Here is a 10,656-nt window from a genome sequence, read left to right on the forward strand (position 1 = left end):
GAATCGACGCGGAGCGTCGGTGACCGACGACAACGCGGCGAGCGTGCGTGCCAGGCCCCGCCGGCCAGACGGGACTTTGACGACACGACCTAGGGGCGGCGGGAGGACAGGACGCAGAACTCGTTGTCCTCGGGGTCGAACAGGACGATCCAGGTGACGTCCTCTCCTTGGCCGATGTCGGCGGGGCGGGCGCCGTGGGCGAGGAGGCGGGCGACCTCCGCCGACTGGTCGTCCGGGCGGAAGTCCAGGTGCAGGGGGCTCTTCGACCGCTTCGGCTCCGCCGCCCGTACGAAGAGCAGCCCGGGCATCCGGTCCGGTTCGGGGCGGATCTCGTACTCGTCCGGTGAGTCGTCGACGACCACCCACCCGAGCGCCTGCGCCCACCAACGGCCCAGCGCGGCAGGGTCCCTGGCCTCGACGATCGTCTGTTCCCACTCAAGCGGCATACGGGGATGCTACGGTCTGCGCGGCCGGATGCGGGCGGCGAGTACGGCGACGTCGTCCTCCGCGTGCCGGGCGTCCAAGGCCACCACCACCGCGTCCACCATCTCCTCGACCGTCTCCCCCGCCGGCAGCCGCAGCCCGGCCAGCCGGGCCAGCGAGACGTCGATGTCCTCGCCGCGCCGCTCCACCAGCCCGTCGGTGAACATCACCAGGGTCTCCTCGTCGGTGATCCGCCGGGTCACGCCCTCGTAGCCGCCCACCCCGGTGCCCAGCGGCGGACCCACCGGGACGTCGACCAGGATCGCCGTGCTGTCCGCCCCGAAGACCGCCGGCGGCAGGTGCCCGGCGCTGGCGAAGTCCGCGACCCCGCGCGTCGGGTCGACCCGTACGAGCAGGCAGGTGGCGGGCCGCCGGGCCGGGTCCTCGGCCACGAGCGCGTCCAGCTGACGCAGCACGCGGTGCGGGGCCAGATCCGTCGACGCCACGTCACGCAGCGTGGAACGGTAGGCGTTCATGTCGACGGCGGCGTCGAGCCCGTGGCCCATCACGTCCCCGACCACCAGCAGCGTGCGGCCGAAGTGCAGCCGGACCGTCTCGAACCAGTCCCCGCCCACCAGGGCCCGGGAGCCGACGGGCAGGTAGCGGCTCGCCATCTGCAGATTGGGGTGCGGCCTGCCCGGCTCCGACACCAGTGCCCGCTGCAGGTGCAGCGCCGTGTCCTCGGTGGCGGCCAGCTCCCGGGCGTGGCCCAGGTGTACCGCGGCCAGCCTGGCCGTGAAGTGGACCGTCGCCGCCTCGTGGTCGCTGAAGCCGCCGCCGGCCCGAACGGCCAGCACCGCGCCGTGGACCCGGTTCCGGGCCAGCAGCGGAACCGACACGAGGTGCACCCGGGTGCCACCGGAGACCACCACCCACTCGGACAGGGGGTGCCCGCCGTCGATGGCGCGTACGGACGGCGACTCGCCGGTCTGCGCGGTCAGCAGCCCGACGGCCCCGGCCACCGCGACCCGGCGCAGTCCGCCGTCCTCGGCCCGCAGGTCCACCGCGACGGCGTCGCACAGGTTGCGGAACAGGAATCCGGCCAGCTCCTGACAGGTGGCGTTCTCGTCGAGCCTCGTCCCGATCTGCTCGGCCGCGGCCTCCATCGCACGCAGCCGCGCGCGCAGCGCCTCGTACTCCCCCGGCGGCCCGGCGGGCCTCCCGTCATGCTCCGACAAGACACCTCCCCGGCCCCTGACAGCCGAAGAGGCCATTCCACCAGCACCACCCGCCGCCCGCACGCGCGCCGCGCGACCGCCTGACGGGCGACCTCCTGACGCGTGGCGCCCAGCGGGTTCAGCAGGCGGCCAACAGCGCCTCCAGAGCCCGGGCGGCGTCCGGGTGGCGCGCGACCAGGGCCGCGCCCGACGGGGCGGCCGGAGCCTGCCCGCTCCACGCGCCGTCGCAGCCCAGCAGGGCGGAGACGGCGTCACAGGTCCCGGGGTGGGCCGTGAGCAGCGCGGCGGCTCTGCCGCGACGCGACGGCAAGGCCGCCACCGGCGGCTGCTCCAGCCACGGCGGCACCCACGTGTCCAGCGCCGCCAGCCGGCCGGGGAAGATCCTCCCGGCCTCGCGGATCAGCAGCGGGACCGACTCGGCTCCGCCGGACCGCAGCGTCGTGATCAGGGCCGGCAGCCACGGCAGCAGCACCGGATCCGGCAGCCGCGCGAACGCGTTCGACACCGCCTCCACGACGAAGTCGGCCAGCTGCGGCACCGGCTCCAGCGCGTGCAGGAATCCGCTGAGGTAGCGCGGATAGGCGGGTACGACGAGGGGGTTGCCCAGCAGTTCGTCGCACCGTGCCCGCAGCTCCGTACGGGAGAGCCGCCCTAGGTGCACCTCGGCCGCCCACAGCAGCGCCACCTTCGCCGGCTCCTGCGGATGCGATTGCGCGAAGGCCAGCTCCAGCTGGGTCCGGTCGCATCCGAGCGACAGGGCCAGGCTCTCCATGCTGAACAGGAAGCCCAGCATCGCGCCGACCTGGCGGACGGTCGCGTCCTCGTCGGTGAACGCCGTCGGCAGCAGGGTGCAGTAGTGCGCGTAGCCGGTCTTGACGAACGACTCGATCCACGCGGGCAGCGCCGGTTCGCTCGTCCGGTAGTGGCCCAGCAGCCTCCGCACCCGCCGCAGCACCTCCGGCGCTCCGTCGACGCTGCGCTCGGTCGCCAGGACCTCCAGGGCCCGCGTGCCCAGTTCGTCGGCGAGGCGGCGGCTGCGCAGGTACAGCGTCGCGTCCTCCACGGCCTGGAGGACCGTCGCCGTCGTCGCCTGCGGTCCGTACGCGGTGCGCCGCAGGCGCTGCTCCAGGACCTGTTCGATGCTGACGCCCTCGTAACCGAGCTCGATCAGCGCCCTCTGCTGCGTGCCCAGCGCGAGGTCCCACGACTCCTGGATCGGCCGCTCACCGAGCCGCCGCTCGCCCATGATCGGCCGCGCCGTGCCCGGCGGCATCAGGTGGCGCAGCATCCACAGGACGTCGGAACACTTCTCCAGTTCGGGGCGCGATGCCATGTCCAGCAAGGCCCGCTGCACGCCGCGCTGCTGGAGTTTGAGACCGATCGGTGCGAGCCGGTCGTGTACGTCGCGGGCCAGCGGCGGCAGCGCGTCGTAGCCGACCTGGCCGATCCGGTCGCCGCCCATCATGATCTCGACGAGGCGGCGCACGTCGCGCCGGCCCGGCACCGAGTCCTTCTCGATGCAGGTGATCGCCGCGTCCTGGAAGTCGTACGGTGTGGGCTTGGCACGATCGCGCATGCCGGCCAGCAGGATCGACGTCTCGAAGACGGCGATGGCGTCGGCGGTGGAGGCGAGGTAGCCGCTCCGGCGCGCGGCGCGCACGATCTCCACGGACCAGCCGAGCAGTTCGGCCTCGTCGAGGCGGTCGAGTACGGGCGGACGCCGGAGGAACCCGGAGAGCATGTCGGCGGCAGGGTCGGAGGGTGAGTCCGGCGCAGCGGCAGCCGCCACTGCCTTCCGAGGCTTGGCCGTCTTCTTCGTGCCCGCCTGCCCCTCCAGCCGGAACGGCTGGATCCGCGTCCGCTTGAGGTTCTTCGCCCACTGCGTGGCCGCGATCGACACGGAACCGGCGGCCAGGCCGAACTGCGCCTCGATCGCCGCATGGCTGGACGGAATGAGCCCGTACTGCCAGGTACTCGCACTGGGCGGGCTGATCTCGAAGGTGTCGGCGCCGTGGACGCCGAACTCGGCGACACGGCTGGCCGCGTGGAACGCTCCGCAGACGTACAGGCACTCGGCGGGATCGGTGCCGGACGCGGCGAGGTGTTCACGCATCCTCGTCCACATGTGGCGCTCACGGTCCTCGTCCACGCGCACCCGCGCCGGGTCCCCGGGCGCCAGCCGCCGGAACAGGCTGCCGATCAGCAGCATGACCTGGCGGTACGTGTCGTGGTCGCTGTCGCCGAGGGGCAGTTCGACGTACTGGTGCCACCACTCCGACCAGTGGCGCACCCGGCCGTGGTGGAGCAGGTGCTCCTCCAGCTCGGCGAAGCGCGGGCGCAGGTCGCCGATCTCCACTCCGACCGCGTCACCGTGCAGCGCGGCTTCCTCCTCGGCCGGCGGCGCGTCCGGGTCGCCCGGCTCCCCGGGCGACTGCGCCCCGTCGTCCGCCTGCCACTGGAACACGTGGTCCGAGGAGCGGTCGACGAGGACCAGTTCGACGCCCGGCGTGTCCAGCGCGTACGCGATGGCCTGGTACTCGGCCGAGGCCTCCGTGATCGGTGCGACGACCGACAGCGGCGCCCATTCGGCCGGGAAGCCGTCGACCTCGCTCGCGAACGCCTGCACCGCCACCGGGAGCCGGCAGTTGCGCAGCTCGGTCAGGAGCGGAGCCATGTCCTCGCAGAGCTCCAGGTAGACCACCTTCGGCTGCTTCTCCCGCAGGCGCCGGGCCATCGCGACGGCCGAGGCCGGCGAGTGGTGGCAGACGGGGAAGACCTCCAGCGGTTCGCGTACGGCGCGGTCGACGTCGTCGACGATGCCGAGGAGGATCCCCTCCAGCGCGTCGGGTCCGTCGGCGAAGGCCGTGGCGGCTTCCTGGAGCTGTGTGCGCAGCGCGTCGAAGGTGGCGCCGTCCTGTGCGGGGCTCCCGTGTACGGGGCTCTCCTGTCCCGTGCTCATGACAGGGTGGCGATCGCGTCGCGGCCGCCCTCCAGGAACTCCGGCCAGGAGCCGCCCTCTTCCTTGCTGCGCGGCTCGACGACCCCGTGCAGGTACTTGTTCAGGATGGCCAGGTCCTCCGGCTCGCGCCGCGCCAGCGATCCGACCAGCGAGGAGGCCAGCGTGTGGGCGGTCAGGGTCCGCTCGCCGAAGAAATTGCTGTGCAGGATCGCGTCCTCGAGCACGCCGATCTGCTCGGCGGTCGACAGCGCCGATTCCAGCTTCTCGTCGTCGCTGCCGGCCGCGGCCGCCGAGGCCCGCAGATCGGTGAAGCTCTGGAGCAGTACGTCGAGCAGGGTCGGCGGCACGTCCAGCTCGATTCGGTGCCGGCGCAGCAGCTCCTCGGTGCGGAAGCGGACGATCTCCTCCTCGCTCTTCTTGTTCGTCACCACGGGGATGCGGACGAAGTTGAAGCGGCGCTTGAGTGCGGAGGACAGGTCGTTGACTCCGCGGTCGCGGCTGTTGGCCGTGGCGATGACGGAGAAGCCGGGCTTGGCGAAGACGATGTTCTCGCTGTCCAGCTCGGGGACGGAGATGTACTTCTCCGACAGGATCGAGATCAGCGCGTCCTGGACGTCGCTGGTGGAGCGGGTGAGCTCCTCGAAGCGGCCGATCGCGCCGGTCTCCATCGCGTTCATGATCGGCGAGGGGATCATCGACTCCCGCGACTGGCCCTTGGCGATCACCATGGACACGTTCCAGGAGTACTTGATGTGGTCCTCGGTGGTGCCGGCCGTGCCCTGCACCACCAGTGTGGAATTGCGGCAGATCGCGGCGGAGAGCAGCTCGGCCAGCCAGCTCTTGCCGGTGCCGGGGTCGCCGATCAGCAGGAGGCCGCGGTCGGAGGCAAGGGTGACGATGGAACGCTCGACGAAGCTGCGGTCGCCGTACCACTTCTGGGAGATCTCCCGGTCGAGGCCGTCGGAGCGCTCGGAGCCGAGGATGAACAGGCGGACCATCTTCGGGGAGAGGCGCCAGGAGAAGGGCTTGGGGCCGTCGTCGACGGACTCCAGCCAGGCCAGTTCCTCGGCGTACTTGATCTCGGCGGGGGCGCGCAACAGGTCGGACATGGCAGGGCCTTTCTCGGGATGTCGAAGGTCTTGGGGCTTTGTGAGGTCTTGAGGCCTCGAGGTCCTGGACGTCTAGGTGAGGAACGTCTTGAGTTCGTGCACGAGCTTGCGGATGTGGCCGGAGAGCACCGGCGTGCCGAGGTCCTTGAAGCGCTCCCGGAACCACGGATTGACGCTTCCGCGGCCGGAGCTGGTGACCGAACCCACCGGGATGAACTTGGCGCCCGAGCGGTGGATGGCGGCCATGCTCTCGAAGAGCGGCTCGGTCTGCCATTCGTAGAAGTCCGAGATCCACACCACGACGGTGTTGCGCGGCTCGGCGATCTTCGGCTGGGCCAGGGCCATCGCGACGGTGCCGTCGGTGCCGCCCCCGAGGTTGGTGCGCAGGAGGGTCTCGAACGGGTCGTGCACCCACGGGGTGAGGTCGAGCGCCTGGGTGTCGTACGCGATGAGGTGGACGTCCACCTTCGGCAGTCCGGCGAAGATCGACGCCAGGATGGTGCAGTTGACCATCGAGTCGACCATCGAACCCGACTGGTCGACGACCACGATCAGCCGCTGGGGGGTCGTCCTGCGCGCGGTGTGCCGGTAGTAGAGGCGGTCCACGTACAGCCGCTCCTCCTCCGGGCTCCAGTTGGTGAGGTTCTTCCAGATCGTCCGGTCGAGATCGAGGTTGCGGAACACCCGCTTGGGCGGGATCGAGCGGTCCAGGGCGCCGACCGTGGCCTTCTCCACCTGGGTGCGCAGCACCTCGGCGACCTCGTCGACGAAGCGGCGGATCAGTGCCTTGGCGTTGGCCAGGGCCACTCCGGACAGGTTGTCCTTGTCGCGCAGCAGCTGCTCGATCAGCGACATGCTCGGGGTCAGCCGAGCGGCGAGCCGGGGGTCGGCGAGCACCTCGCGCAGGCGCATCCGCTTGACCAGGTCGGCCTCGATGGCGCCGAGTTCCGGTCCGATTCCCCCGGCCCGGGCGCCGCGCAGCCCGCCGGGCTTGGAGCCGAGCGAGCGCTCCAGCCAGCCCGCGTCGGACTGCCAGCGCGACAGCTGCCCGGCGGTGACCGTGCCGGAGCCGGTGGAGAAGACATTGAGCAGCACCTTCGAGACGAGGGCGGCGCGCCGCACCTCGGCGGCCCGGTCGCGTCCGCCGTCACCGGTGCCCGCCGAAGCGGAGTCCGCGCCGGACTCGGGGTCAGGCTCGGGCTCGGGCTCGGGCTCGGGCTCGGGCGGCGCCATCAGGCCGTCGAACTCGGCGGCCAGCTCCGGGTGGCGCTGCACGATCGAGTCGACGGACGCCTGCGGGTCCAGCAGGGCGGCCGGCAGGCCGATGTCCTCGACCACGGCCAGGCTCGCCGACTCCAGGGTCGCCTGCTCCTCCGGGTCGAAGAGGCGGGAGAGGAGCCGCCAGTACAGGACCTGCCTGCGGTTGTCCTCGAGGGCGGGGAGCGCCTCGGCTCCCTGTTCGTGTCCGGTCATTTCCGCAGCAGCCTTCCGGCTCGTTCGCGCAGCACCGCCGCGGCGTCGGTGGCGGCCTTCTCGGCCTTCGCCCCGGCCTTGTCCGCCGTGCCGCCGGCCCATGCACCGGCGTGTACCGCGACCGCCTTCCTCCGTACGGTGGTCTCGACGGCGAGCGGCTGGACGGTGAAGGTCCCGGCGTCCCAGCGGAGCAGCCCGATGCACGCACTCGACGCGGCGACGGCTTCCGGGGTGAGCGGTCCGGCGGTGGGGATCCGGTCCGCGTCGACGGCGAAGTCGGCGCCCGCGACGGTCAATATCAGCGCGCCCCCGTCATCCGTACGGGTGGCATAGCCCTCCAGGAAGACGGGTGCGGCGATCCTCGCCGGGTGCCGGTCCAGCGGCGCGGTCGCCGAAGTACCCGCGGCGGGCAGTGCCACCCGCGCGGCGGCGAAGGCGTCGACCGCCTCGCCCGGGCGGGCGTGCGCGTCGCTCCAGATCAGGTCGCCCTCGGCCGTGACCGGCATGTCGGCAAGGTCCATCGAGCGGCCTTCGCCGACCGCCGCCAGGAGCGACATGTGCGGGCGGAGCAGCTGCCACAGGCCGGCCCCGACGACCGTGTCGGGCTTCGGTGCCGAGACGCCGGCCCGCACCAGCCGGGTCGCGGACCCGTCCGCGGGCTCGAACACCGCGTGGACCTGGGCCTGTACGGCGGTCGCGTGCTCGTGCAGGTCGACGCCGAGCGGCAGGAGGCGGCCGGTGGCCGTCCCGGTCGCGGCCGCGTCGGCGGCGCCGGGCAGCGTCAGCAGCAGCGCACGCGACCAGAGGTCGGCCCAGCGGCGTACGGGGATACGGTCCAGGGTGGCCCCCGGGCAGGAGGCGGCCAGTTCGGCCGCGAACCCGTCGAGGAGCGTCGCCAGGCGGCGCAACGCCGGGTCGGGAAGCATCGCGGAGACGACCGGCGCCGACGCGGAGACCAGGTCGTGGTCGATGCCCTGCCAGCCGGAGCGGGCGAGGTCGCAGAGCCAGGAACGCGCGGCGAGGAGCAGGTTGGGCGCCTGCGCCCCGCCGGAGGGCTGGACGCCGTCCGCCGCACTGCGGGGTCGGCCGGTCACCTCCTCGATGCGGGTCGTCAGCGCGTCGTGGACGGAACCGAGCAGGGCGGTACGGGCGGCGGCGAGGGCCACGAAGTGGTCCTCGCCCGCGGCTCCGGCCGCCGCCTTCCCTGTGGCTTCGGCGACCCTGGCGGCCAGCGGGCTCCCCGCGACGGCGTCGGCGAAGGCGGTCAGAGCGGCGGCCCGGTCGGACCGCGGCCGGAGCAGGCCGCAGACGAGGGCCTCGTCGAAGGCGTCGACGGCGGCCAGGGCTTCGTCGAGCCCTGCGACGGCTTCGGCGGGCGCTTCGGCGGGCGCCTCGGCGCGCTCCCCCGCGCTCGTCGCCTCCGCCCTGGTCGGCGGGAACCACTGCATCTCGGGCAACGGGGCGGTGGTCGGCGCGAGTTCCAGGTAGGCCAGATGGCGCAGGAACCGGCTGAACACGGGCGCGGCGGCCTTGGTGTCCCCCTGCGGAGGTCGGGCGGCGACCATGTCGGCGGCGATGCCGGGCGCGGTCGGCTCACCGTCGGCGGCCTCGACCCGCAGGTAGCGGGCGACGCGCGGGGCGCCGTACTGGAGCACCGCCTCGTTGATCAGGGCCCGGATGTGGTTGCAGAACGAGCCCCGCGCGCCGCCGCAGGGCCGGTTGTTGTTGGTGCTGCAGGCGAAGGCGTAGGTGCCGGCCGCGACCGACGAGACGTAGACCCGCTCTATGTCGGAGCCGCTGGACACCACGCCCTGCAGGCGCCCGTCGGCGAGCTCGACGAAGGGAACCTTGGCGAGTTTGCGCGGCCGTGCGGGTGGTACCACCCGGGCCGTGCTCGACCTCTCCCAATCTGACAACGCACCCATCTCCCATGCAGCAAGGCGAGTTCCGCGCCGTTCGGCGGGACACTGCTGAACATAGGTGCGAGCACTGACAACGCCCTGGTCGCGGGCTGCTTGGGCCGCTCCGGCCGCGGGCCGCCCTATCCGTCGGCGAGCTGTGCCACCCAGCCGTACGGAAGCTCCGCGCCGTCGAGCGTCACCGCCTCGACGGTGCGCGTCCGGGGGTCGATGTCGGCCTGTACTCCCTCGCCCGCGTACCGCGGATAGCCGGAGGCCCCGAATTCACCGGTGGCCTCGACCAGGGCGGTGCGCAGCACCCCCCGCCGGGCGGAATCACCGGGCTCGGCGAGCGCCGGACGCAGGACGACGGTGTAGCTGGCGGGGTGGGACGCGGGGGAGGATTCCATGCGCCCCAGGCTAGCCACCGACCGGCCGCCGGGCCGGTATCCCGACCTCGTGGCCCGTCCGCGTCCCGCGGCCCCGCCCCCGCCGCCGGACCACGACCCGGAAAACATCCCCCTAGCGCCGGGGGTCCACCTGGCGCAGTTCGGCCAGGAGTTCGCTCTGACCCGCCAGGAGTTCGGTCAGGATGCGACGGGCCGCGCGCAGGAGCTCGGCCACGTCGCCCCCGGCGAGGGCGTAGGTGACGGTCCCGCCGTCGCGCGTGGATACGACGATGCCGGAGCGACGCAGGACCGCCAGTTGCTGGGACAGGTTGGACGGCTCGACGTCGATCTCGGCGAGCAGCTCGCGTACGGGTCTCGGACCGTTCTGCAGGAGCTCCAGGACACGGATCCTGACGGGGTGTCCGAGCATGCGGAAGAACTCGGCTTTCGCCTGGTACAGGGGTACCTGCATGCCCACGCACGCTCCCGCCTTCAGTTGGACCTTGCTTGCGGCTCCATCATTCCGCCCGATGGGCCCACGCATGCCCCTGGTTGACCAATTTCGGATGTGCCGGATTGAAGACTTCTTCAATTCATGGGCATGCGTGGGCCCGAGGGAGCGGACACTCCCTAGACCTCTAGTGCGGATTCGATGCGCTTCAGCTGGTGCCGGGCCATCGCCAGATTCGAATTCGCCTTGTTCAGTACGACGTACAGGAACAGTCCGTCGTTCCCGCGCCCCCTGAGCAGCCGGATCAGGTGGTATTGACTCCCCAGGGTGATCAGCAGGTCCTCGATCTCGTCTTTCAGGCCCAGCATTTCCATGGTGCGCACCTTGGACCGGATCACGTCCGTGTTTCCCGCCGCGGCGACCGCCAGGTCGAGATCCTTGCCGCCGCCGAGGGCGCCCAGCGCCATTCCACTGGTGTAGTCGACGAGCGCGACTCCCAGGGTGCCCTCGATCGAGGTCATGGTCTCCTTCAACGAGACTTCCACATTTGCCATTGGCGTCCGCTCCTCATCGCTCCGTTCGCGGCCGGCGCCCGCTTGCTTCCGCGGTACGCCTGACCTCTCGTGAGACCGACGCTACTGAGCGTGCGTGAGGACGGGAGGAGAATGGGAGATTTGACGGAAAACCTCCCATCCCTCGTCTAAGATCCGCCCGGC

The 10,656-nt window shown here is 71.9% G+C and carries 9 protein-coding genes; all 9 read right to left on the bottom strand.

What is annotated here, in order from left to right:
• Positions 1-89: 89 nt before the first annotated feature.
• Positions 90-446 carry a VOC family protein gene (locus ACFXGI_RS12090; protein WP_384705309.1) on the bottom strand — a complete coding sequence of 119 codons (357 nt, stop codon included), beginning with the start codon at positions 444-446 and terminating at the stop codon, positions 90-92.
• Positions 447-455: 9 nt separating this feature from the next.
• Positions 456-1,661: a PP2C family protein-serine/threonine phosphatase gene (locus ACFXGI_RS12095; protein WP_384705310.1), complete on the bottom strand. Its 1,206-nt coding sequence runs from the start codon at positions 1,659-1,661 to the stop codon at positions 456-458.
• Between the two features lie 118 nt (positions 1,662-1,779).
• Complete coding sequence (locus ACFXGI_RS12100) at positions 1,780-4,620, bottom strand: hypothetical protein (RefSeq protein ID WP_384705311.1); 2,841 nt, start codon at positions 4,618-4,620, stop codon at positions 1,780-1,782.
• Positions 4,617-5,729 (bottom strand): AAA family ATPase, encoded by a 1,113-nt coding sequence (locus ACFXGI_RS12105; RefSeq protein ID WP_384705312.1) that lies wholly within the window; start codon positions 5,727-5,729, stop codon positions 4,617-4,619. Before ACFXGI_RS12105 ends, ACFXGI_RS12100 begins: the two co-directional genes overlap by 4 nt.
• Positions 5,730-5,801: 72 nt before the next feature.
• A complete protein-coding gene (locus tag ACFXGI_RS12110) occupies positions 5,802-7,202 on the bottom strand; it encodes a VWA domain-containing protein (protein ID WP_384705313.1) in 1,401 nt (466 codons plus the stop codon).
• Entirely contained in the window at positions 7,199-8,545 is a 1,347-nt protein-coding gene (locus ACFXGI_RS12115; RefSeq protein ID WP_384705480.1) for a hypothetical protein, read from the bottom strand. Before ACFXGI_RS12115 ends, ACFXGI_RS12110 begins: the two co-directional genes overlap by 4 nt.
• Before the next feature lie 698 nt (positions 8,546-9,243).
• Positions 9,244-9,510 (bottom strand): hypothetical protein, encoded by a 267-nt coding sequence (locus tag ACFXGI_RS12120; protein ID WP_327130751.1) that lies wholly within the window; start codon positions 9,508-9,510, stop codon positions 9,244-9,246.
• Between the two features lie 112 nt (positions 9,511-9,622).
• Positions 9,623-9,961, bottom strand: coding sequence for a metalloregulator ArsR/SmtB family transcription factor (locus ACFXGI_RS12125; RefSeq protein WP_327130752.1), 339 nt, complete (start codon positions 9,959-9,961; stop codon positions 9,623-9,625).
• 158 nt (positions 9,962-10,119) lie between these two features.
• A complete protein-coding gene (locus tag ACFXGI_RS12130) occupies positions 10,120-10,494 on the bottom strand; it encodes a hypothetical protein (RefSeq protein WP_384705314.1) in 375 nt (124 codons plus the stop codon).
• Positions 10,495-10,656 lie beyond the last annotated feature (162 nt).

The organism is Streptomyces sp. NPDC059355 (assembly GCF_042752335.1).
In the GTDB taxonomy this organism is placed as follows: Bacteria; Actinomycetota; Actinomycetes; order Streptomycetales; family Streptomycetaceae; genus Streptomyces.

Bases quoted from the DNA above. Each gene is read 5' to 3' on its own strand.
- ACFXGI_RS12125 (WP_327130752.1), bottom strand. From the start codon at position 9,961: ATGCAGGTACCCCTGTACCAGGCGAAAGCCGAGTTCTTCCGCATGCTC.
- ACFXGI_RS12130 (WP_384705314.1), bottom strand. From the start codon at position 10,494: ATGGCAAATGTGGAAGTCTCGTTGAAGGAGACCATGACCTCGATCGAG.
- ACFXGI_RS12090 (WP_384705309.1), bottom strand. From the start codon at position 446: ATGCCGCTTGAGTGGGAACAGACGATCGTCGAGGCCAGGGACCCTGCC.
- ACFXGI_RS12120 (WP_327130751.1), bottom strand. From the start codon at position 9,510: ATGGAATCCTCCCCCGCGTCCCACCCCGCCAGCTACACCGTCGTCCTG.
- ACFXGI_RS12105 (WP_384705312.1), bottom strand. From the start codon at position 5,729: ATGTCCGACCTGTTGCGCGCCCCCGCCGAGATCAAGTACGCCGAGGAA.
- ACFXGI_RS12100 (WP_384705311.1), bottom strand. From the start codon at position 4,620: ATGAGCACGGGACAGGAGAGCCCCGTACACGGGAGCCCCGCACAGGAC.
- ACFXGI_RS12110 (WP_384705313.1), bottom strand. From the start codon at position 7,202: ATGACCGGACACGAACAGGGAGCCGAGGCGCTCCCCGCCCTCGAGGAC.